This window comes from uncultured Aquabacterium sp., assembly GCF_913773725.1.
Classification (GTDB): domain Bacteria; phylum Pseudomonadota; class Gammaproteobacteria; order Burkholderiales; family Burkholderiaceae_C; genus Aquabacterium.
Map to the genome: position 1 here is coordinate 94,275 of NZ_CAJYGK010000160.1, position 22,670 is coordinate 116,944.

The following is a 22,670-nucleotide window of genomic DNA, read 5'->3' on the forward strand; positions in this document are numbered from 1 at the left end:
TTGTCTATGCCGTCCGCGAACACCAAGCCATGGAACCACGCCTGATCTCGGAGCTGCTGATGCAGCATCTCGATCGCCAGCCCGAGAACGTGAAGCTGCGCATCAAGGTCTACATGGCGCTGCGCGGCGCCATCCTCGAAGGCCGGCTGCCGCCGGGCACCAAGCTGCCGCCCACGCGCACCCTGGCCGAAGACATGGACGTGGGCCGCAACACCATCGTGCGCGTTTACGAACAGCTCACGGTCGAGGGCTACATCGAGGGCCGCGTGGGCGATGGCAGCTATGTCTCGGACGCGGTGGCGCGGGGACCGAAGGCCGAGGCACCCAAGCGGCTGCTGGGCGCGCGGCGCGAAGGGCTGTCGCGGCGGGGCGGCGCCATTGCGGCGCACGCGGGCAGTTCGATCGCGCAGCGCGGCGCGTTCACGCCGGGCGTGCCGGAGGTGGAGCTGTTCCCGTTTGCGGTGTGGCGCAAGCTGGTGGCCAAGTACATCGACCAGGACCAGTCGCACCTGCTGCAGTACGCGTATGCGGGCTATGGCCCCTTGCGCAAGACGCTGGCGAGCTACCTGCGCGTCACGCGCATGATGCCGGTCGATCCCAAGCAGATCATCGTCATCAACGGCTCGCACCAGGCCATCGACCTGTGCGCGCGGCTGCTGGCCGACCACGGCGACCGGGCCTGGATCGAGGACCCCGGCTACTGGGGCGCGCGCAATGTGCTGAGTGCGGCGGGCCTGCAGGTTCAGCCCATTCCGCTCGACGACAAGGGCATCGCGCCGACGGCCGAGGACTGGGGCCGGCCGCCGCGGCTGATCTTCGTGTCGCCTTCCAGTCAGTACCCCACGGGCACGATGCTGTCGCTGGACCGCCGCCTGGCGCTGCTGGAGCGCGCCGACGAAGCGGGCTCGTGGATCATCGAGGACGACTACGACAACGAGCTGCACTATTCGGGGCGGCCGCTGGCCTCGCTGTTCGGTCTGGCCAACCGCCAGCGCGTGATCTACCTGGGCACGCTGAGCAAGGTGATGTTCCCGGGCATCCGCCTGGCCTACCTGGTGGTGCCGGAAGACCTGGTCGATGCCTTCGTGATCGGCAATGCCGAGCTGTACCGCGGCGGGCGCCTGGCCGAGCAGGCCGCGCTGGCCGAGTTCATCGAAGAAGGCCACTTCACCGGCCACATCAAGCGCATGCGTGGCGTCTACAGCGAGCGCCGCGCGGTGCTGCTCGACGAGATGAAGGCCTGCCTGGGCGACCTGGTCTCGCCCTCCGATGGCCATGCCGGACTGCAGATCGTCTATCGCTTCAACCAGCCGGTGGACGACACCATGGTGGTGGCGCAATCGCTGGCCGAAGGCGTGGTGTGCCGGCCGCTGTCGATGTACTACATCGACCAGTCGCGCCGGCAACCGGGGCTCAACCTGGGCTTTGCCGCGGTGCCGGAAGCGCGCATCCGCCCGGCGGTGCACACGCTGGCCAGCGTGATCGAGCGGGAGCACGCGCGCATGCTGCAGCGGGCCGCCCAGCGGGGCTGAAGTGGACTCAGGCCCGCTGCGCCAATGCCCGCAGCAACTGCCTCACCGGCTGGCTGCCCTTGCCCTTGCGGCAGGTGAGCACGATGTCCTGCGTGTGGCTCAGGCGGGCCGGCCACACGCGACGCAGCGCCGACAGCGATGCCGTCGATGCGACGAGGTGGTCAGGAAGAAAGCCGGCGAAACGACCGCTGCACACCAGCAGCGCCACGCCCTCGATGCTGTCAGCCCGGGTGGGGCCGGTCAACAGCATGGTGCCCAGCCCGGGCAGGGGGAGGTCGCCGGCGTAAGGATCGACCACGCACGCCAGGCTGGACAGTTCGGCGTCACTGCGCGCCTGGTCTGCCTCGTCGTACCACGGGTGACCGGGCCCGATGAACAGGCTGTTCGGCTCGGTGTAGAGCGTGTGCTGTTCGAGCCCTGCCGGCGGCGTGTGGGCGGCCACGATGCCGGCGTCGAGTTCACCCGAGAGGATGCGTCGCTCGATCTCGACGGGGCGCAGGGTCGACAGCGAAAACGCCTGCCTTGGCTTGCTTCGCAGCACTGGCGGATGGCGCAGGCCAGGCGCGAGGCATGTCCGGGCAAGGCCGTCAGCAGCGCGTCGACGATGCCCAGGCGCAGCGTGGGCGGGGGCGCGGCGCCAAGGGCGTCAAGTTCGGTCTGAAAGCGCGCATGTGCATCCATCCACCGCTGCGCCATGCCAAGAAACCGGTCTCCCTCCGGCGTCAGCCTGAAGCCCGCTCGACCGCGTGAAGCCAGGCGCTTGCCGATGCGGGTCTCGAGCTCCTTGAACTGGCGGCTGACCGTGGAAAGGTCCGTCTGCAACTCGAGCGTCGCGGCCGATAGCCCGCCGGCGCGCACCACCGCGAGAAAGGTGTGAACCAGCCGCGGGTCGAGGCCGTGCTGATCGCGGGTCACATGCACAGGCGCGGTGCGGGCTGGTGTGGTGGGCATCCGGAGACAGCGGTGATGCAGATGGGATCGGGGCAGTGTGCATGAAGCGCGCCGGCTTGCGTGCAGAACCGATCAAGTGAACTTGCAGTGCCGGCCATTGCGTGGTGTGGCCGGGGCTCATTAGGCTGGCGCCTCCACTTGCACCGGCCCACCATGACCCAGTTCGCTTACCTGTCCGACTCCACGCTGTTCAAGACGCGTCCGTCTGAGGATCAGCCGCTTCCCTTTGGTGTGGCGGGTGTCACCTGGGACGGCTCGACCACGAACAGACCGGGTGCCCGCTTCGGGCCGCGCGCCATCCGCGAGGCCAGCCACATGCTGTGCGATGGGCTGCACCCGCTGTTCGACACCACCCCGGTCGGTCAGCTTGACGACCATGGTGATCTGGCGCTGCCCAACACGAGCCTGGATGCGATGCGTGCGGCGTTCGGCGAGGTCCTGCCCGCCATGCTGGCGCGTCAGCACATGGTCTGGCTGGGCGGCGACCATTCCATCACCCTGCCGGTGCTGCGCGCGCTGCGGGCCCACCTGGGCCGCCCCCTGGCGGTGATCCACTTCGATGCGCATTGCGACACCTGGCAGGATCACTTCGGCGAGCCCAGCGGGCACGGAACCTGGGTGTACGAAGCGATGCAGGAGGGGCTGGTCGTGGACCCGTGCTTCACGCAGATTGGCATCCGCTCCTCGGGCGAGCGAGCGGCGCGTGAGTACGTGAGGACACGAGGCGGCCAGATATTCACGGCCCGCGATCTGCGTGGCATGGAAAGCCCGGTGCAGTTGCAGGGTGTCATGCAGGCCATCCGGGAGCGCCTGGCCGCCCACGGTCATCCGCCGGTGTACCTGAGCCTCGACATCGATTGCCTCGACCCCGCCTTTGCGCCGGGAACCGGCACACCGGAGCCCGGTGGCATGACCTCGGCACAGGTGCTGACGCTGCTGGAAGAGCTGCACGATCTCAACTTTGTCGGCATGGACTGTGTGGAAGTGGCACCGGCCTACGACCATGCCGAGCTGACTGCCAGCGCGGCGGCCACCTTTGTGTGGACCTATCTGGCGGGGCAGATGGCCCGCCGCGCCACGCGCTGAAGGGCCTTCTTGCTGCGGGCAGGCTCAGATGCCGAGCTTGTCTCGCAGATCGTAGTAAGCCGCACCGAGTGCCGTGAACGGCACCCGGAAAAGCCGCCCGCCGGGGAAGGGGTAATGTGGCAGGCTGGCGAACGCGTCGAAGCGTTCGGCCTGGCCCTGGATCACCTCGCTGAGCACCCGGCCGATGAGGTGGGTGAAGGTCACGCCGTGGCCCGAGCAGCCCTGCGAGTAGTAGATGTTGGGTGCCAGGCGGCCGACTTCCGGCAGGCGCGTCAGCGTCAGCAGGAAGTTGCCGGTCCAGCCATAGTCCACGCGCACGTCCTTCAGTTGCGGAAAGGTCTTGAGCATCTTGGGGCGGATGATGGACTCGATGTGGGCGGGGTCGCGCGCGCCGTAGATCACGCCGCCCCCATACACCAGACGCCGGTCGGCCGACAGTCGGAAGTAGTCGAGCAGGAAGTTGCAGTCTTCCGCGCAGTACTCGGTGGGCAGGATCTCCTTGAACCGATCACCCAGCGGCTCCGTGGCGATCACCTGCGTGCCGCACGGCATCGACCGCGCCGCCAGCTGGGGCTCGAGGTCACCGATGTAGGCATTGCAGGCCACGATCACGAACCGGGCCTGGACCTGGCCGTGGGCGGTGTGCACCGTGGCGCGCTCACCCCGTTCGATCCGGGTGACGGCCGACAACTCATGGATGACGCCACCGAGCGACTCGAAGGCCGCGGCTTCGCCCTGTGCCAGGCGCAGGGGGTGGACGTGCCCGGTGCTGTGATCCAGCAGTGCCGCCTTGTAGCGGCGCGTGCCGACGGCCTGTTCGGTGGCGCGGGCGTCGAGCATGTCCAGCTCGGTGTGCCCGTACCGCTCCCACAGTGCCTTGTGGTGCTCAAGCTGGCGCACCTGCTTGTCGCTCAGCGCCGTGAACATGCCGCCAGGCCGGAAGTGGCAATCGATCTGGTAGCGCGCGATGCGCTCCTTGATGATCCTGGCCCCTTCGAAGGCCATGCTGCCAAGCGCCGTGGCCGCTGCCTTGCCGTAGCGGGCCTCGATCACGTCGATGTCGCGCGAGTAGCTGTGCACCAGCTGCCCGCCATTGCGGCCGGATGCGCCCCAGCCCACGCGGGCCGCTTCGAGCACCACGACCTTGTAGCCTTGCTCGGCCAGATGCAGGGCCGATGACAGGCCGGTGTAGCCGGCCCCGATGATGCAGACGTCGGCTTGTGTCGTTCCCTTGAGCGCGGGGCGATCGGGCTGTGACAGGCCGGTGGCAGCGTAGTAGGAGGGCGCGTGCGTCGTCGATCCTGGCTGACCGAGGCCGGCCGGGGCGGCACGCGAGGCGGTGAAGGATGTGGCTTGGGTCGACATGTCGGTTTCCTCGTTGCGTAGAGTGGCATGCGGTGGGGGCATGGCGCAAGTCATGCTTCGATCCGCAACCAGGTGGTTTTCAGTTCGGTGTACTTGTCGAAGGCGTGCAGGGACTTGTCACGTCCGTTGCCGGATTGCTTCACCCCGCCGAAAGGCACGGTGATGTCGTCTTCGTCATACTGGTTGACGTGCACGGTGCCGGCCTGCAACGCCCGCGCCACGCGGTGGACGCGGTCGATCTGGCCGCTCCAGATGCTGGCCTGCAGACCATAGGGGCTGTCGTTGGCCAGGGCAATGGCCTCGGCTTCGGTGCGGAAGGGGATGAGTGTCAGGACCGGCCCGAAGATCTCTTCGCGTGCCACCTTCATGCCGTTGTGGGCGTTGCTCAGGATGGTGGGCTCGACGTAATGGCCCCCGGTGTCGGCACGTGTCTGGCGGCCGCCGTGGGCGAGCGTGGCGCCCTCGCCGAGCCCCTGGTCGACATAGCGCAGCACGGTATGCAGTTGCCCTTCATCCACCATGGCGCCCAGTCGGGTGCGTTCGTCCAGCGGGTCGCCGGCCTGCCAGCCCCCGGCCTCCTGCTGCATGCAGGCGAGCGCGTCGTCCATCAGGCTCTCATGCACCAGCACCCGGGTCGGCGCGTTGCAAGACTCGCCCTGGTTGAAGAACACGCACGCCGCCGCTGTCCGGGCGGCCTTCTCGAGGTCTTTGACGTCATCGAAGACGATGAACGCGGATTTGCCGCCCAGCTCGTTGTAGACGCGCTTGAGGTTGGACTCCGCGGCGTAGTTGAGCATCCGCCTTCCGACCCGGGTGGAGCCCGTGAAGCCGATGGCATCGACCTCTGCGTGTCGCGCCAGGGCCTCGCCGGCTTCGTGACCGAAACCGGGCACGACATTGAGTACGCCTTCCGGCAGACCGGCCTGGAGTGCCAGTTCGGCCAGCCGAAGTGCCGTGTAGGGCGACTTCTCCGAGGGCTTCAGCACGACGCTGTTGCCCGATGCCAGCGCCGGGCCGAGCTTCCAGGCCGCCATGATCATCGGGTAGTTCCAGGGCACGATGGCGCCGATCACGCCCATCGGTTCGCGCGTGATGAGGGCCAGGGCGTGTACGCCGGTGGGCGCAACCTCGTCGTACAGCTTGTCGATCGCTTCGCCATACCAGGCAATGCAGCGGGCGGTGGCCGGCACGTCCACCGTGCGGCTGAACTGGATGGGCTTGCCCATGTCCAGGGTCTCCAGCAGTGCCAGTTCATCGCGGTGCGCGGTGATGAGCTCAGCCCAGCGTTGCAGCACGGCCTTTCGAGCCGCGGGGGCTTGCCGCGACCAGCGGCCATCGGCAAACGCCGCCCGGGCGGAGCGAACGGCCCGGTCGATGTCTTCGGGCTGCCCCCGGGCCACCGGACCCAGCAGTCGGCCGTGGACGGGGGAGCACTTGGCAAACGTCTGGCCGCTCAGGGTGGCGCAGCGTTGCCCATCGATCACGCTGCGGCCATCGAAGGTCAGGCCGGCGGCACGATCGTGCCATGCGGTGCTGGTCATGGGGCCTCCCTTCAGAAGCTCACCACGACCGACGTGGCCAGCAGCTGGTTGGTCTTCTTGAACCCGCCGTCGCGCGTGTCGCGGAACACGGCGCCGCTGGCCCGGTCGATGCGGTACTCCGCCTTGAACACGGTGTTCAGATTGAAGTTGTAGCCCAGGCCCAGCGTGAGGGCCGAGCGGTCCACGCCCCGGTTGGGATCGCCGCCTGCGGCAGGCCCGATGCCATTTCGGTCGTCCGCAGCGGTGTAGGTCAGGAGGCCGCCGCCGTTCTTGCGGTTCCAGATGTGGTCCAGTCGGGCGATGCCTTCCAGCCAGGGCTCGAACTTGTAGGCCATCAGCGCCGACAGACCGGTCCAGTGCGCATCGCGCAGTTCTCCCGTCAAGGGGTCCGGGCTGATGGAGGCCTTGCGCTGCCGCCCGATGCTGAATTGCGCTTGTGCCGTCAGGTCGCCCCGGATGAAGTAGCTGTCGATCTCGAACAGGTCGACGCGAGAATCTCGCTGGGCAATGGGGTTGCCGTCCCCGTCCAGCAGGTTCTGACTGGCGTTGGGAGCCTTGCCATGCACGCCCGCAAAGCCAAACCCCTGGAACTCTCCCTTGGCGTAGTCCACGCGGTAGGCCACGACCGGGGTCTTCTCGCCGGACTGGCGCTTGCTCGCGTTCATGTTGCCGACCAGGGCCTTGATGATCCACTTGTCCCGTGTCAACTCCATGCCAGCGCCGGTGTAGGCGGCCGGCAGCGTGGTGTCGAACAGCAGGTTGTGGGTGATGAGCTTGTTGAGCGTCGGCTGCAGGTATTCGTAGCCCGACCAGTCGGGCAGGTGGCCGGCGATGAAGCGGGTCTGCAGGTCGGTCAGGGGCACGGAGACCGAGGCCTCGTGCACGGGCGAGTTCGAGCCCTCTGCCACCGCCTGCGTGCCGCGCTGCGGCGACAAGGTCAGGCGCCAGCGCGCACCGGAGTCGGTCTCTTTGGTGAAGTCGATCACCGCCGTGCCGATGTAGGAGGTGTCGTAGAAGTAGCCGCCGTTGTCCACGGCGTTGAGGAACTGGAAACCGGCGCGATGCTGGCGCTGGTTGTAGATCCAGGTCGGATCCATGTAGCCGCTGATCTTCAGGCCCTTGAAGCCCAGCGCATCACGGGAGTCTTCCATCGCTTCGGTCTTCACGGCGATGCGATTGAAGTCCTGAAGCTGCTCGGGCGTCATGCCCGATGGCGCGGCCGGGGCAGCAGGCTCGCTGTCGAGCCGCTTTTCGAGTTCGGCCATGCGCGCCTTGAGCTCCTGCAGTTCCTTGAGGAGGGCATCGTTGGCGCCCGCCGCACACACCGTGGCGGGGTAGATGGCGGCGAGCGCCAGGCTCAGGGTGGCGAGTGGGAGGTGTCGTTTCATGGTGGGGTCCTTCTGGAATTCAGGGGCGTTGTGCGGCGGCCATCTCGGCGGCCAGGCGGCGTTCACGGCGCGCGACGACGTAGCTCGCCACAAGCACCCCCACCGCGACCACGGTGATGATCACGGTCGCGACGGCGTTGATGCTTGGACTGAGCCCCAGGCGCGCCCGGGAGAAGATCGCCAGAGGCAGCGTGGTGGAGCCCGGCCCGGACAGGAAGGCCGACAGCACCACGTCGTCGAGCGAGACGGTGAAGGTCAGCAGCCAGGCCGACAGCAGCGAAGGCGCCATGCTGGGCAGCGTCACCAGAAAGAAGACCTGCGCCGGGCGGGCGCCGAGGTCCATCGCCGCCTCTTCAAGCTGTGGGTTGATCTCTTTCAGGCGCGCCTGCAGTACCACGGTCGCGTAGGCCAGGCCTAGCAGCAGGTGGCCCAGCCAGATCGTGACGGCGCCGCGCTCCGGGAAACCGAGCCAGCGCTGCATGGACACCAGCATCAGCAGCAGTGACAGTCCGACGATGACCTCGGGCATCACCAGGGGCGCATTGACCATGCCGGAAAACAGCGTGCGGCCTTTGAAGCGCGGGTACTTGACCAGCGTGAAGGCGGCCAGCATGCCGAGGATGACCGACCCGCATGCGGTGGCCAGCGCGATCTTGAGCGACAGACCCAGACCGTCGAGCAGCTCCTGATCCTGTGCCAGCGCCGCATACCATTTGAACGTGAAGCCGCTCCAGGTGTTTGGCAGGTCGGATGCGCTGAACGAATACAGGATCAGCGCCACGATCGGCAGGTAGAGGAAGAGATAGCCGCCCGCCAGCCAGGCGCGGCCCAGCCCTCGGTTGAAGGTCGGCGTGAACGGGGTGCTCGGAATGCGGCTCATCGTGCGCGCTCCTGGTTGTCGGCCTGCGCCTTGTTGAAGAGCGCCAGCGGCACGATGATCAGCAGGATCATCACGACGGCCACACTCGACGCCATGGGCCAGTCGTTGTTGGCGAAGAACTCGTCCCACAGCACGCGGCCGATCATCAGCGTGGAGGGGCCACCCAGCAGTTCGGGGATCACGAACTCGCCCACGCACGGGATGAACACGAGCATGGCGCCGGCCAGGATGCCGGGGCGCGACAGCGGCACCGTCACCCGCCAGAACGCCACCCACGGCGTGGCACCCAGATCCGACGCGGCTTCCAGCAGGCGCAGGTCCATCTTCGACAGGTTGGCGTACAGCGGCAGCACCATGAAGGGCAGGTAGGTGTAGACCATGCCGATCACGAGCGAGAACGGCGTGTTCATGAGCTGCCCGGGTGCCGGGATGAGCCCGACCTGCGCCAGCAGAGGTTCGATGCCCGATGCCTGCAGGGCCTGGGCCACCCAGCCGCCTTCGCTCAGCAGCCCCTTCCACGCATACACCCGCAGCAGGAAGCTCGTCCAGAACGGCAGCATGACGAGCATCACCAGGCCAGGCTGGGCGGACTTGCTGGCACGCGCCATGAAGTAGGCGAAGGGGTAGCCGATCAGCAAACACAGTGCGGTCGTGACGGCGGCGTACTTCAGGCTGTTGAGGTAGGTCTTGAAGTACAGGTCGTCCTGCGTGATGAACAGGTAGTTGCTCAGCTTGACCTGCAGCTTCAGCACACCATCGGACCAGGTGAGCAGGTCCTTGAAGGCCACGATGTCCATCTCGGACACGCTGATCTTCATCACGATCAGGAAGGGCAGCAGGAAGCAAACCAGCAGCCACGCATAGGGAATGCCGATGACCACACGGCGACCGGGTTGGAGGGTGAAGCTCATGGCCGTCTCCTCACTGCGTGAGCACGACCTGCGCCGTGCTGTCCCACTGCGCCCAGACGGCATCGCCGGCCTCCAGCGCCTCGTCGCTGTGGCGCGCGGTGTTGGCCATCGATACCTTCATCGTCGCGCCGCTTTTAAGCTGGAGGTGGTAGACCGTGTAGCTGCCGAAGTAGGCCAGGTCGCGCACGACGGCGTTGACCCGGTTGTACAGGCTCTCGGGTTGCTGGCGCACCAGACGGATCTTCTCGGGGCGCACGGCCACCGACACCGGCATGCCTTCGGTGCCCGTGATGCCATGGCCAACCAGGTGTTGACAGTCGTCGCACTGGATCACCACATGATCCGGTGCATCCTGTACCAGCGTGCCGTCCATCAGGTTGACGTTGCCGATGAAGTCCGCCACAAAGCGGGTGGCGGGTGTCTCGTAGATCTCGTGGGGCGCGCCGACCTGCAGGATGCGGCCCTCGCTCATGACGGCGATGCGGCTGGCCATGGTCATGGCCTCTTCCTGGTCATGCGTCACCATCACGCACGTCACGCCGACTTCACCCAGGATGTTGACCAGTTCGATCTGGGTCTCTTCGCGCAGCTTCTTGTCGAGCGCGCCCAGCGGCTCGTCCAGAAGCAGCAACTGCGGCTTCTTGGCCAGGCTGCGGGCCAACGCCACGCGCTGCTGCTGCCCGCCCGAGAGCTGGTGCGGCTTGCGCCGGGCGAATTTCGCCAGTTGAACCAGCCGCAGCATCGCGTCCACCCGCTCGGCGATCTGGTCCTTGGGCAGGCCGTCGCGGCGCAGGCCGAAGGCGATGTTGTCCCACACGCTCAGGTGCGGGAAGAGCGCGTAGCTCTGGAACATCATGTTGATGGGCCGCTGGTAGGGCGGCAGGCCCACGATGTCCTGGCCATTGAGCAGGATGCGGCCTGAAGTCGGCGTCTCGAAACCCGCCAGCATGCGCAGCAGCGTGGTCTTGCCACAGCCGCTGGAGCCCAGCAGCGCGAAAATCTCGCCACGCCCGATGTCGAGACTCACATGGTTGACGGCCACGGCGCCACCGCCGAAGTCCTTGACGACGTTCTGGATCTGGAGGAAGGCCGGTGCACCACCGGCCGCGTGGTTGCGTGCAGCGTTCATCTCAGAGCCCCGTCTTGAAGGAGGTGTAGATGCGCGTCATCTGGCGACGGATGTCGTTGTTGATCGCGTCCGGCTGCGCCATGCGCTTCATGTCCGCTTCCGGCGGGAACACCGCCGGGTCGTTCGCCACCTCGGGCTTGATGAACTTGCGCGACGCCAGGTTCGGGTTGGCGTAGAACACCTTGTTGCTCAGGCCCGCATGCACCTCGGGGCGCAGGATGTAGTTGATCCACTTGTGGGCGTTTTCCGGGTGCGGCGCATCTGCGGGGATCACCATGGCATCCATGAAGATGACGCCGCCGGTCCGCGGGATCAGCGTCTGCACGTTCTGGCCGGTCTTGCTCTCGATGGCGCGGTTCTTGGCGATGTTGATGTCGCCCGAGTAACCAAAGGCCACGCAGATCTGCCCGTTGGCCAGGTCGTTGATGTAGCCGCTCGAACTGAACAGCGTCACGTACGGCCGGATCGACTTCAGCAACGGGGTGAGGGCCTGGTAGTCGGCCACGCTCTTGCTGTAGGCGGGCTTGCCCAGGTAGTGCAATGCCGCGGGGATGACTTCGGTGGCCGAGTCGACGAAGGACACGCCGCAGCCCTTGAGCTTGCTGATGTACTCTGGCTTGAAGATCAGATCCCAGGCGTTGTCGGGCATGGGCGTGCTGCCGAGCGCAGCCTTCACCTTGTCCACGTTGATGCCCACCGTGGTGTAACCCCACAGCCAGTTCACCATGTACTGGTTGCCGGCATCGAGCTTGCCAAGCTGGCCCAGGATGGCCGGGTCGATGTTCTTCCAGTTCGGGATCTTGCTCTTGTCGATCTTCTGCAGCAGCCCACCGTCGGCCTGCAGCTTGGCCCAGTACGACGAGGGCACGACGACGTCGTAGCCCGTCTTGCCGGCCACCAGCTTGGCGTGGACGATCTCGTTGTTGTCGAACACGTCGTAGCGGACCTTGATGCCGGTCTCCTTCTCGAAGTTGGCAATCGTGTCCGGCGCGATGTAGTTCGACCAGTTGTAGATGTTGAGCACCTTCTCTTCGTCGGCGTGGGCGGCGCCGGCACACAGCAGCGCCAGGGTGGTTGCGGCCAGCAGGGAGGGGAGCGAGCGCAGGGATCGGAATCGGGACATGGGGTGGTTCCTTCTCAAGACGGATCAGACGTGCAGCAGCAGGTGTTCGCGCTCCCACGGCGAGATCACTTTCATGAACTCGGCGTGTTCCGCTTCCTTCACCTCGGTGTAGACCGTGACGAACTCGTGGCCCAGCACCTCGGCCAGATCGGCCTCGTCGCGCAGCAGGGCAATGGCTTCACCCAGGCTGCGCGGCAGACCGTAGTCGCCCAAATAGGCGTCGCCCTTGCACTCCGGGGTGGGCTCGATCTGCTTGACGATGCCGAGGTAGCCGCACGCCAGCGTGGCTGCCAGCGCCACGTAGGGATTGGCGTCGGCACCGATCACGCGGTTCTCGATGCGGCGGGCCGCCGGCGTCGCGACCGGTGAGCGGAAGCCCACAGTGCGGTTGTCCGTGCCCCACTGAATGTTGATGGGCGCCGCTGTGGCGCGGACCAGGCGGCGGTAGCTGTTGACATAGGGGGCGAGCAGCGCCATGGCGGAGGGGATGTAGCGCTGCAGGCCGCCGATGTACCAGCGAAAGGCGTCGGAGGCCGAGCCGTCCGGGTTGCTGAAGAGGTTGCGCCCCGTGAGCTTGTCGACGATGCTCTGGTGAACGTGCATGGCGCTGCCCGGTTCGCCCGCGATCGGCTTGGCCATGAAGGTGGCGTACATGTCGTGGCGCAGGGCGGCCTCGCGCACGGTGCGCTTGAAGAAGAACACCTCGTCGGCCAGCTGCAGCGGGTGGTCGTGGAAGAAGTTGATCTCCATCTGGCCGGCCCCGATCTCGTGGATCAGCGTGTCGACGTTGAGCTGCATCGCCTCGCAGTAGGCGTAGATGTCTTCGAACAGCGGGTCGAACTCGTTGACCGCGTCGATCGAGTAAGCCTGGCGCGAGGTCTCCGCGCGCCCGCTGCGTCCCTTGGGCGGCTTGAGAGGCAGGTCGGGGTCGAGGTTGCGCTCGACCAGGTAGAACTCCAGTTCGGGCGCGACGACCGGGTTCCAGCCTTTGGCGTCGAACAGCTCGCACACGCGCTTGAGCACCGAGCGGGGGGCAAAGGGTACCAACCGACCGTGGCGGTCGTAGCAGTCGTGGATGACCTGGGCGGTGGGGTCGGTCGCCCACGGCACGATGCGGGCCGTGGTGGGGTCGGGCCGCAGGTGCATGTCGTGGTCGGTGGCGCTGATGACCTCGTAGTACGGGCCTGCTTCGGGCTGTTCGCCGGTGACGCTGGTGGCCACGACGATTTCGGGCAGCCGCATGCCACGGTCTTCGGTGAAGCGGTCGCGTGGCAGGATCTTGCCGCGGGCCACGCCGGTCAGGTCTGGAACCAGGCATTCGACTTCTGTCACACGCTGGTCGATGAACCACTGTTCGAGTTCTGAGAAGGAAGAGATGGCGGTTTGCGCGTTCATACGGGGATCGGATGGACGACCTCGTCCTGGTCGCAACCGCGGGAACACGGGCGGACGCAGGCGTGGCCGGGCATGGGCGCTTCGGGCGGCCCATGGGCGTCAGGGGTTTGTCAGGGGAGGGCACGCCTTCCAGAACGGAAGGCGTGATCCGGGCGGCGTCAGCGGCCCGGTGGGCGGTGCAGGTCGCGCCACGACTGGCAGGCCGCACCGAAGGCCTGGAGGATCGCCATGGAGACGGGGTTGGTGGCGGCCTGCCACTCGGGGTGCCATTGCACGCACAGGCTGAAGCCGGTGCTTTGCGAGACGGAAAACGCTTCCACCAGCCCATCGGGTGCGGTGGCTTCGACGCGCAGGCCGGGCGCCAGGCGGGCCACGCCCTGACCATGCAGGCTGTTGACCAGGACTTCTTCCTTGTCGAGCAGCGAGGCCAGCACGCCGCCAGGCACGACGCTCACCGGGTGAGCGAGTCCATACTGTTTCTCGACGGGCTCATCGTCGGATGGGGCGCGATGGTCGGCCAGCCCCTGCTGCTCGTGAACAGCCTGATGCAGCGTGCCACCCAGCGCGACATTGGTTTCCTGGAAGCCGCGGCAGATGGCCAGCAGCGGCAGACCGCGCTCGACGGCCTGACGGATCAGCGGCAATGTCCACAGGTCACGCAGCGGGTCGAGCGGCAGGCCGGGATCGTGCACGTCTTCATCGAAGTGCCGGGGGTGCACATTGGAAGGTGAGCCGGTGAGCAGAATCCCGTCTGCCAGGTCGAGCCAGTCGGCCAGTTCATCGGGGTGTGCAGCCGGCACGACGATCGGCAGGCAACCTGCCAGTCGCACGGCGTCGATGTACTTCTGGCCCACCATGTGGAAGGGGTGGTGGCCCAGGGGGCGGTTGCAGGCCGGGACCAGAACCCGCGGTGCGTGGCGTGGAAGCGGGCTGTTGATCGGGGCGACGTCAGGGGAGACCATGATTGTCTGTGGGGACGATGTGACGCCACGATAGCCGGGCAGTGGACCAGCGGGAAGGGCCACTTGACGCGACTTCAGTGGTCCACTTTTTGCTTGAATTTGCTGCGGGATAACCCTGAATCCCCATGTCGGTGCGCTCGTGCCCGGCGCTTTGCAGTCCTCACGCGTTATGCAGACAGCGGCTCTTCACGAATGGCTCCAGCAGGAGTTGCAACGCGCCCAGCCGGCCGGCCGCGCGCTCCAGCCCGGGGCGTTGATCCTCCAGTTGGTGCGCCGCGCCGTGCTCGAGGGGGTGCTGATTCCGGGTGTCAGGGTGCCTTCTTCGCGTGAACTGGCTCGAGAACTGGGGGTGGCACGCAACACCATCGTGGCCATCTACGACCAGCTCAAGAGCGAGGGCATGCTGGTGGCGGGCCACGGATCGGGTACGTTTGTTTGCCGTGTGCAGGATGCCCTGGTGGCGCAGACCCGCGGCCTTGCCGATGTGGCAGGGGCCGGCTCATCGAATGAGCCTGCCGACGCGCCTGCTGTGACGGGCAGCCAGGCGGTCCGGCCCCTGTCGCTGTCTCGGCGAGGCCTGAGCTATCAGCGCCATCCCGTTCACCAGTTCTGGCGCCCGCAGGCTTTCTGCTCCGGCCAGCTCGACCTCAAGCTCTTCCCGTTGGCCACGTGGAACCGGCTGCAGCGCAAGCATCTGAGCGAAGGCGGTGCGGCCTGTCTGGAGCAGGGTGAGCCGGGCGGAGACATGGCGTTGCGCCGGGCGATTGCCGACCACATCCGCACCATGCGAGGGGTGCGTTGTCAGCCCGAGCAGGTCATCCTGACGGACGGCACCGTCGAATCGCTTGAGCTGGTGACCCGCCTGCTGGCCGACCCCGGCGATGTCGCGCTGATGGAGAACCCGTGCTACTGGGGCGCAAGCCATGTGCTGGGCGACCATGGGCTGCAGACCTGCTCCCTCGACGTCGACCCGGAAGGGCTGCCGGTGCCCCAGCCCGGTCAGTTGCCAGGGCCGCCGCGCCTGGTGTATGTCACACCTTCGCATCAGTTCCCGATGGGGCATGTGATGACGCTGGCGCGCAGGCTGGCCTGGTTGCGGTATGCGGAAGCCCACGACGCCATCCTGCTGGAGGACGATTACGACAGCGAGTTCCGCTACACCGGCAAGCCGTTCCCGTCGCTGCAAGGCATGCAGGACACGGGTCGGGTGATCTACCTGGGCACCTTCAGCAAGACGCTGTACCCGGGGATTCGCATGGCCTACCTCGTGGTGCCGCCTCACCTGCAGCACGTTTTTGCCACGGCCTCGTCCGACTTCTATCGGGACGGTGACGTGGTTCAGCAGCGCGTGCTGGCCGACTTCATCCGCGAGGGGCATTACGCGGCGCACGTGCGTGCGACGCGGCGGGAGTACGGTTTGCGACGCGAGGCGCTGCTCAGCGCGCTGCGCGAGCACCTGGGCCCTGAGCTGGCGGACGGCCGCATCACGATGTCGGGCGGCGCCATGGGCATGCATCTGACCCTGCTGTTGCCGCCTGGCGTGGACGACCGTGGCATCTCGCGTGCCACGGCCTGTCTCGGGGTGACGCTGATGCCCCTGTCGGTGTACTGCGTGGGCAACCCGTCCAGCGGGTTGATCCTGTCGTACGCCGCGGTTCCCTGCGACCAGATGTCGCCGAAGATCGCGCTGGTGGCTCCCTTGATCCGTCAGGCCCTCATGGGCCAGTGTGCGGCACTGCCGGCCGACTCATGAGGGCGCTGTGGATCACTGCGGCGGTGCGGCCTGGGTGCTGGGCAGCTGCGACAGGATGGTCAGCAGCCTGTTGATCTGCAGCGGCTTGACCAGGTAGTGGTTGAACCCGGTCTGCAAGGCGCGGGCGATGTGTTCGGGAAGGGCGTCGGCGCTCAGTGCGATCAGCGGGAGCTTCTTGAACGCAGCCTGCCCCCGCACGCGGCGGCACAGGTCCAGGCCGCTGCCGTCCGGCAGGTTGATGTCGACCAGGGCCACGTCCGGGTGGGTGGCCTCGATGCTCGCCAGCCCCTCGGCCGCGGTTTCGGCCGAGTACAGCCGCACCTGAGGGTAGGGCGAGAACAAGGCCTCGACCAGGCTGCGGTTCAGGGCGTTGTCCTCGATGTGGACGACGCGCAGAGGTGGCAGCATCACGGCCGGCTCGCCGGCATTGCGCAACTGGCTGGAGCGCAGGGCACCCGGACCTTCTGCCAGAGGCAGGTGCAGGCTGAAGGTGCTGCCCTTGCCCAGGGTCGAGCTGACGGCGATGTGGCCGTGCATCAGCTCGGCCAGACGCTGGGAGACGGCCAGGCCCAGGCCATTACCGGTCGGCTTGCCCGGTGCGGTGTCCAGCCGCGTAAAGGGCTGGAACAGCCTGGGCAGGTCGTGCTGTTCGATGCCGAAGCCCTGGTCGCGCACCTCGACGATGCCCACGCGCTCGTCCTGCGCCACGCGCCCCTGCAGCCAGACGGTGGCCCCGCGCGGGCTGAACTTGATGGCGTTGCTCATCAGGTTGAGCAGGATGGAGCGGGTGTGCTGCGGGTCGGCCCACAGCGGCGGGCACTGGCTGTCCACCACCACGGTCACGTCCTGCGCCCGGGCCTCGTCTTCGAGCGCGGCGCGGACCTCGCGCAGCATCATGCTCATGTCCACGCGCTGCGGGCGGATGCCCAGCGGGCGCTCCTCCAGCCGGGCGTATTCCAGCGCCTGGTCCAGCAGTGACAGCAGTTGCTGTCCGGCCGTGTGGATGTGGCCGATCTGCCGGCGCTGGGCCTCGGGCAGGTGGCCGGTGTCGTGCATGTCGAGCAGCTGCGTGAAGCCCAGGATGGCGTTCAGCGGCGAGCGCATGCTGTGGCTCATGCGGCTCAGGAACTCGGCTTTGGTGGCCAGCGCGACCTCGGCTTCCAGGCGGCGGTTGTGCTCGTTCTCGGCACGGCGGTGCTCGCTGACGTCGTGCAGCACCTCGATGTAGCGGTTCACCTGGCCGTCCGGTCCGTGCAGGGGCTGCACCGAGCGGCTGACCCAGAAGGGTTCGCCGTCCTTGCGGTGGTGGCACACCTCCAGCCGCTCGACGGTCGCGCCCTGCGCCAGCATCTGGTTGATGCGGGTGATGGTGGCGGTGTCGGTGTGCGGGCCGCTCAGCAGCTCTTCCGGCTGCTGGCCGTGGCTCTCGGTCAGGCTGAAGCCGGTCAGCCGCGTGAAGGCCGGGTTGACCCAGGTGATGCAGCGGCGCGCGTCACAGATGACGATGGCGTCCGTGACGCGATCCGCCACGAGGGCGAGCTCCTGGTTGGTCGCCTGCGCCCGGGCCAGCGCCGCCTGGAGCTGGCGCAGCATCTGACCCTGTTGCTCGAAGGCGTCCTGGCGCTGGTGCAGTTCTTCGAGAAGCCGATCGGCATCATCGGCCATCGATGGCGAGATGCCGGCCGGCAGGGATCGGCGGTTCACGGGACGCCAGGTGGGGGCTTCGCCCAGGTCGGTGGCGGCTAAGGGGGGGGCGCCGGATTCGTTGCCCGTCGGCTCTGGCATGGCCTGCTCCTCGGATCGGGGTCCGTGGTCGGTACAGCACCTGGACTCGTGTGGTGTCGGCGCGGCCCGGGCTCAAGCGGCTGGCGGCGCATCGGGCTGACCAGTGTAGGCATTTCGGGTGGGGTTGGGCAGCTTCCGACCCTCGGCAAAACCCGGGATCAGCGCGCGGCGTCCGCCTGCCGGCCCAGGCGCTCCAGCCATTCGGACACCAGCTCGAGGCGCCACACGGGGTTGTCGAGCGTCATCAGCCGCTGGCGGGCCTCGGCGGGGATGGGCAGCAGCTCGCTCCAGCGGTTGGCCAGCCAGCCGGCGTCCTGCCAGCGTGGGTCGGTGGCGCGCACGATGGCGGCCGGCAGGTCTTCGCCGAGGGCCCGCAGGGCGTCCTGCAGCCGGGGCGCCAGGCTGGCGAGCTCGTCGGGGACGGGAACCGGCGGGTCGTCGGGCAAGAGCGTGGCCTGTCCGGTCCACAGTCCGTGGGCTTGCTGGGCATGGGCGCCGAGCCGAAAGCGCTGGCCGCCACGGCAGCGCACCAGCATCAGACCAGGCTGGGGGTGCTCGACCTGCTCCAGCGTGGCCAATGTGCCCACGTCGGCCAGCGCTTCTGCGGGCGACGCGGTCTCGCCAGGCTGCGGCGCACGCCGCACCTCGTGACCCCGCACCAGGCTCACGACCCCGAACGGTTCCCCGCTGGCCTCGCAGCGCCGCATCAGGTCGAGGTAGCGCACCTCGAAGATCTGCAGTGGCAGCAGCCCGCCGGGAAACAGCACGGTGTGGAGGGGGAACAGGGGCAGGGCGTCGAGGGTCATGGCGGGGTCCTCAGCGGGGCAGGGGGTGCCGGGCCAGGAAGGCGGACACGGCCTGCACGGTGTCGGGCAGATGGCTCCAGAACGGCGCGTGGTGGGCGCCCTCGATCCAGGCCAGTTCGGCATGGGGCAGGCGCTCGGCCAGGCGCCGCGCGTTGTCGGGAACGTTCACCGGGTCCCGGGTGCCGTGCAGCACCAGGCTCGGCGCCTGTACGCAGGCCAGACCGGCCCAGGCGTCGTGCGCCTCGCTGGCCTCGAAGTAACGGCGCAGCACGGGCTGGGCGATGGTGCGGCTGCGCATCAGGCCGGGCAGGGCATCGGCATGGGCGGCGGCCCAGTCGGGCGGCACCATGGTGGCGGCCAGCGCGCTCAGGTCGCCCCGCGCCAGCAGCGCGCTCACGGCCGGGTCGCGGGCCACGCCGTGCGCGTTGCCCGGTGTGGTGCCAGCCAGCACCAGGGCCCCCAGCCGGTCGCCATGGTCGACGGCAAACCACTGTGCCACGCGGCCTCCGAGCGAGAACCCGATCAGATGGGCCCGTGGCAGGCCGAGAGCGTCCAGCACCGCGACCAGGTCGTGTGCCATGTCGCGGGTCTGCCAGGGGCCGGCGTCGGCGGGCGGCAGCGCGTCGCTGTCGCCGATGCCGCGTGGGTCGAGCGCGATCGGGCGCCAGCGACCGGGGGCCGTGTCCGTCAGGGCCTGCGCGAAGCCTCGCCAGAAGTGGCGGTCCTGGCCCTGGCCGCACACGAGCAGCACGGGCTCGCCCGGGCCGCCGGTGTCGTCGAAAGCCAGTTGGGTGCCATCGGGGGTGAGGGCAAAGGAGGTCATGGCGCCATCATGCCGCGGCGCTCGGCCTGCGGAGCGGCCCGTGGTCATTTGTCCCTGATCAAGAAGGCCTTGCGAGACGGTGCCAGACCCCTTGAAAGACGGTGCGTCGGTGCCCATTCTCAGGGTTGTCGGCGCCATGCCGCGCCGCACTCGTCACGCCAGACAACGGAGGTCACCATGAACCAAGTCACCCGCTACAGCCCGCTGGACGACCTGTTCCGCGGTTTCTTCGTCAAGCCGATGGATTTTCCGTCAGGGATGCCGGCCCAGCAGATCAAGGTCGATGTGAAGGAGCAGCCGGACGCTTACCTGGTGCATGCCGAGTTGCCAGGAGCGAAGAAGGAGGACATCCACGTCGAGATCGAGGGCAACCAGGTCTCGATCCGCAGCGAGGTCAAGCAGGAAAGGGACGTGAAGGAGGGCGAACGCCTGCTGCGTTCGGAGCGCTACTTCGGTCAGGTCTCGCGCGCCTTTCAGTTGCCGTACGAACTGGACGAGGGGCAGTCCTCGGCCAGCTTCAAGGACGGTGTGCTGGAGCTGAAGCTCGCGAAGAAACTGGCCCAGCCGGCCAGCAAGCGGCTCGACATCGCCTGATACCGGCTCGGCCTGCATGGCGGTGTCACGCGGGCCGGCCAGAATGAGGACCATGGCCGACCTTGCCGACACCGAACTGGCCGCCCGCGCCGCGTTGCGGGCCCATGCCGCCCAGCCTGCAGAAGCGGCGCTGAGTGCATTGCACTCCGGCCCGATGGGGCTGTCCGAGGACGAGGCACAGCGCCGTCTGCGGCAGGTGGGGCCGAACGAAGTGGGGCGCAGCCATGCGCCACCCTGGTGGCGCGTGCTCCTGGCGCGGCTGGTCAACCCGCTCAATGTGCTGTTGCTCGTGCTGTCGGGGGTGTCGTTCGCGACGGCCAATCCGCAATCCGGGGCCCTGATCCTCGCGATGGTGGTGCTCAGCATCGGGCTCGGCACCTGGCAGGAGCGCCGCTCGGGCCGCGCTGCAGCGGCCTTGCGGGCCATGGTCCACACGGCCGCCACGGTGTGGCGCGACGGCCGCCTGCAGGAGCGGCCGATCGAGTCCCTGGTGCCCGGCGACGTGCTGCACCTTTCGGCCGGAGACCTGGTGCCCGCCGATGCCCGCCTGCTGTCGGCCCGGGATTGCTTCGTCAACGAGGCGGCCCTCACAGGCGAGGCCCTGCCCGTCGAGAAGAGCCCCGCGCCCGCTCCCGAGGAGGCGGACGCGCTGGCGCTGCACAACACGGTGTTCATGGGCACGCACGTGGCCAGTGGCACGGCCTCGGCCGTCGTGGTGCACACCGGTGCCCGCGCGGTCTTCGGGGGGCTGGCGCAGGCTGTGTCGGGCGAGCGCGTGCAGACGGCCTTCGACCAGGGCATCGAGCGCTTCACGCGGCTCATGCTGCGCTTCATTGCCGTGATGGTGCCGCTGGTGCTGGTGATCAACGGCGTGGGCAAGGGCGACTGGGTCGAGGCGCTGCTGTTCGCCACCGCGGTGGCCGTGGGCCTCACGCCCGAAATGCTGCCGATGCTGGTGACCGTGAACCTGTCGCGGGGGGCGCTGGCGATGTCGCGGCGGCAGGTCATCGTCAAGCGCCTGCCGGCCATTCAGGACCTGGGCGCGATGGATGTGCTCTGCACCGACAAGACCGGCACGCTGACGCAGGACCACATCCTGCTGGAGAAGTACGTCGACCTGGACGGGCAGGCCAGCCCCCGGGTGCTGGAGCTGGCCTACCTGAACAGCCACTACCAGACGGGGTTGAAGAACCTGCTCGATGTCGCGGTGCTGCAGTACGCCGAAGTGCACGCCAAGGTGCATGCCGAAGGCCTGTACGAGAAGGTCGACGAGTTGCCATTCGATTTCGAGCGGCGGCGCATGTCGGTGGTGGTATCGCGTGGGGACGAGTGCCTGCTGATCTGCAAGGGCGCGGTCGAGGAGGTCTTCCAGGCCTGCCGCTACGGCGAGGCGGCCGGCCAGCGCTTCGAGCTGGACGCCGAGCACGGGGCGCGGATGCGGGCGGCGGCGGCGTCACTGAATGCCGACGGCTTTCGCGTCATCGCCATCGCCAGTCGCGCGCTCTCGGCCGAAGAGCGGGCTCATCCCCTGAGCGTGGCCGATGAACGCGATCTGGTGCTGCAGGGCTACATCGCGTTCCTCGACCCGCCGAAGGACAGCGCCCGGCCCGCACTGGCCGCGCTGGCGCGCCATGGGGTGACCGTGAAGGTGCTGACCGGCGACAACGACCTGGTGACGCGCAAGGTGTGCCACGAGGTGGGGCTCGAGGTGCACCAGGTCATGCAGGGGCCGGAGGTGGCTGCGCTCAACGACGTGCAGCTGCGCGAGCGCGTCGAGGCCGTGCAGGTCTTCGCCAAGCTCACGCCGGGGCAGAAGGCCCGCGTGATCGCCGCCCTGCGCGCACGGGGGCATGTCGTGGGCTACCTGGGCGACGGCATCAACGATGGCCCGGCACTGAAGGCGGCCGATGTGGGACTGTCGGTGGATTCGGCGGTCGACATCGCGAAGGAATCGGCCGACATCATCCTGCTCGAGAAGAGCCTGCTGGTGCTGGACGACGGGGTGATGGAGGGGCGGCGGGTGTTCGCCAACCTGTTGAAGTACATCCGCATGGGGGCGAGCTCGAACTTCGGCAATGCGCTGAGCGTGCTGGGGGCCAGTGCCTGGCTGCCATTCCTGCCCATGGCCCCCGTCCAGGTGCTGACCAACAACCTGCTGTACGACCTGTCGCAAAGCGCCATCCCCACGGACCGGGTGGACGACGAGGAACTGGCCTCGCCGCGCCGCTGGGAGACCGGCCACCTGGCCCGCTACATGCTGACCATGGGCCCCTTGAGTTCGCTGTTCGATTACGCCACCTTTGCCGTGCTGTACTGGGGGCTGCAGGTGCAGACCGTGGCCCAGGCCAGCGTGTTCCAGACCGGCTGGTTCATCGAATCCCTGCTGTCGCAGACGCTGGTCATCCACCTCATCCGCACGCGCAGGCTGCCTTTCGTCGGCAGCCGGGCCAGCCCCGCCCTGATGGCGACGACGCTGGCGGTGTGCCTGATCGGCGTGGCGCTGCCCTGGTCTCCGTTGGCGCCGGCGCTCGGCATGGTGCCCATGCCCGCCGCCTGGTGGCCGCTGCTGGCGGGCGTGCTGGCCTGCTACCTGGCGGCCACGCACCTGGTGTCGCGCTGGGCTCGCCGGTGGGCGGGGTTGTGAGC

General features: G+C 67.8%; 19 protein-coding genes and 1 pseudogene. 6 read left to right on the forward strand and 14 right to left on the reverse strand.

From position 1 onward, the window contains the following. The first annotated feature begins 29 nt into the window (after nt 1-29). Nucleotides 30-1,532 (forward strand): PLP-dependent aminotransferase family protein, encoded by a 1,503-nt coding sequence (locus QZ709_RS20095; RefSeq protein ID WP_294639315.1) that lies wholly within the window; start codon nt 30-32, stop codon nt 1,530-1,532. Between the two features lie 7 nt (nt 1,533-1,539). Here the strand turns inward: QZ709_RS20095 and QZ709_RS20100 are convergent, their stop codons facing one another. Further along, nucleotides 1,540-2,073: a LysR substrate-binding domain-containing protein gene (locus QZ709_RS20100; protein ID WP_294639316.1), complete on the reverse strand. Its 534-nt coding sequence runs from the start codon at nt 2,071-2,073 to the stop codon at nt 1,540-1,542. Between the two features lie 29 nt (nt 2,074-2,102). Between QZ709_RS20100 and QZ709_RS20105 the strand changes: the two genes are divergently transcribed. Next, nucleotides 2,103-2,282: a hypothetical protein gene (locus tag QZ709_RS20105; protein ID WP_294639317.1), complete on the forward strand. Its 180-nt coding sequence runs from the start codon at nt 2,103-2,105 to the stop codon at nt 2,280-2,282. Nucleotides 2,283-2,303: 21 nt separating this feature from the next. Here the strand turns inward: QZ709_RS20105 and QZ709_RS21345 are convergent. Further along, a pseudogene (locus QZ709_RS21345) lies at nt 2,304-2,483 on the reverse strand (LysR family transcriptional regulator); the annotation flags it as partial. 153 nt (nt 2,484-2,636) lie between these two features. On the opposite strand from QZ709_RS21345, the gene speB reads away from it, so the two are divergent. Further along, on the forward strand, nt 2,637-3,569 hold the full coding sequence (speB, locus tag QZ709_RS20110) for an agmatinase (RefSeq protein ID WP_294639318.1): 933 nt from the start codon (nt 2,637-2,639) through the stop codon (nt 3,567-3,569). Nucleotides 3,570-3,593: 24 nt separating this feature from the next. On the opposite strand, the gene QZ709_RS20115 is transcribed toward speB, so the two are convergent. From QZ709_RS20115 to QZ709_RS20155, 9 genes are all read right to left on the reverse strand, one after another. Then, nucleotides 3,594-4,934 carry an FAD-dependent oxidoreductase gene (locus tag QZ709_RS20115; protein WP_294639319.1) on the reverse strand — a complete coding sequence of 447 codons (1,341 nt, stop codon included), beginning with the start codon at nt 4,932-4,934 and terminating at the stop codon, nt 3,594-3,596. 50 nt (nt 4,935-4,984) lie between these two features. Continuing rightward, a complete protein-coding gene (locus QZ709_RS20120; RefSeq protein WP_294639320.1) occupies nt 4,985-6,475 on the reverse strand; it encodes an aldehyde dehydrogenase in 1,491 nt (496 codons plus the stop codon). 11 nt (nt 6,476-6,486) lie between these two features. Then, nucleotides 6,487-7,863, reverse strand: coding sequence for a DUF3138 family protein (locus tag QZ709_RS20125; protein ID WP_294639321.1), 1,377 nt, complete (start codon nt 7,861-7,863; stop codon nt 6,487-6,489). Between the two features lie 19 nt (nt 7,864-7,882). After that, nucleotides 7,883-8,743 carry an ABC transporter permease gene (locus QZ709_RS20130; RefSeq protein WP_294639322.1) on the reverse strand — a complete coding sequence of 287 codons (861 nt, stop codon included), beginning with the start codon at nt 8,741-8,743 and terminating at the stop codon, nt 7,883-7,885. Further along, nucleotides 8,740-9,654 (reverse strand): ABC transporter permease, encoded by a 915-nt coding sequence (locus QZ709_RS20135; RefSeq protein ID WP_294639323.1) that lies wholly within the window; start codon nt 9,652-9,654, stop codon nt 8,740-8,742. The genes QZ709_RS20130 and QZ709_RS20135 overlap by 4 nt, the downstream gene beginning before the upstream one ends. Before the next feature lie 10 nt (nt 9,655-9,664). After that, a complete protein-coding gene (potA, locus tag QZ709_RS20140; RefSeq protein ID WP_294639324.1) occupies nt 9,665-10,783 on the reverse strand; it encodes a polyamine ABC transporter ATP-binding protein in 1,119 nt (372 codons plus the stop codon). A gap of 1 nt (nt 10,784) precedes the next feature. Next, nucleotides 10,785-11,906, reverse strand: a complete 1,122-nt coding sequence (locus QZ709_RS20145) for a polyamine ABC transporter substrate-binding protein (protein WP_294639325.1) — start codon at nt 11,904-11,906, stop codon at nt 10,785-10,787. Between the two features lie 24 nt (nt 11,907-11,930). Further along, entirely contained in the window at nt 11,931-13,301 is a 1,371-nt protein-coding gene (locus QZ709_RS20150; RefSeq protein WP_294639326.1) for a glutamine synthetase family protein, read from the reverse strand. A gap of 158 nt (nt 13,302-13,459) precedes the next feature. Further along, the gene (locus QZ709_RS20155) at nt 13,460-14,263 is read right to left on the reverse strand and encodes a gamma-glutamyl-gamma-aminobutyrate hydrolase family protein (protein WP_294639327.1); all 804 of its coding nucleotides are present in this window, start codon (nt 14,261-14,263) and stop codon (nt 13,460-13,462) included. 169 nt (nt 14,264-14,432) lie between these two features. On the opposite strand from QZ709_RS20155, the gene QZ709_RS20160 reads away from it, so the two are divergent. Beyond that, on the forward strand, nt 14,433-16,016 hold the full coding sequence (locus tag QZ709_RS20160; RefSeq protein WP_294639328.1) for a PLP-dependent aminotransferase family protein: 1,584 nt from the start codon (nt 14,433-14,435) through the stop codon (nt 16,014-16,016). A gap of 12 nt (nt 16,017-16,028) precedes the next feature. Here the strand turns inward: QZ709_RS20160 and QZ709_RS20165 are convergent, their stop codons facing one another. From QZ709_RS20165 to QZ709_RS20175, 3 genes are all read right to left on the reverse strand, one after another. Continuing rightward, on the reverse strand, nt 16,029-17,801 hold the full coding sequence (locus QZ709_RS20165; protein WP_294639329.1) for an ATP-binding protein: 1,773 nt from the start codon (nt 17,799-17,801) through the stop codon (nt 16,029-16,031). Between the two features lie 158 nt (nt 17,802-17,959). After that, the gene (locus tag QZ709_RS20170; protein ID WP_294639330.1) at nt 17,960-18,607 is read right to left on the reverse strand and encodes an LON peptidase substrate-binding domain-containing protein; all 648 of its coding nucleotides are present in this window, start codon (nt 18,605-18,607) and stop codon (nt 17,960-17,962) included. A 10-nt stretch (nt 18,608-18,617) separates the two neighbouring features. Next, complete coding sequence (locus QZ709_RS20175) at nt 18,618-19,430, reverse strand: alpha/beta hydrolase (protein ID WP_294639331.1); 813 nt, start codon at nt 19,428-19,430, stop codon at nt 18,618-18,620. A 177-nt stretch (nt 19,431-19,607) separates the two neighbouring features. Between QZ709_RS20175 and QZ709_RS20180 the strand changes: the two genes are divergently transcribed. Continuing rightward, nucleotides 19,608-20,024, forward strand: coding sequence for an Hsp20/alpha crystallin family protein (locus tag QZ709_RS20180; protein WP_294639332.1), 417 nt, complete (start codon nt 19,608-19,610; stop codon nt 20,022-20,024). A 52-nt stretch (nt 20,025-20,076) separates the two neighbouring features. Next, nucleotides 20,077-22,668 carry a magnesium-translocating P-type ATPase gene (gene mgtA / locus QZ709_RS20185; protein ID WP_294639333.1) on the forward strand — a complete coding sequence of 864 codons (2,592 nt, stop codon included), beginning with the start codon at nt 20,077-20,079 and terminating at the stop codon, nt 22,666-22,668. The last annotated feature ends 2 nt before the right edge of the window (nt 22,669-22,670 follow it).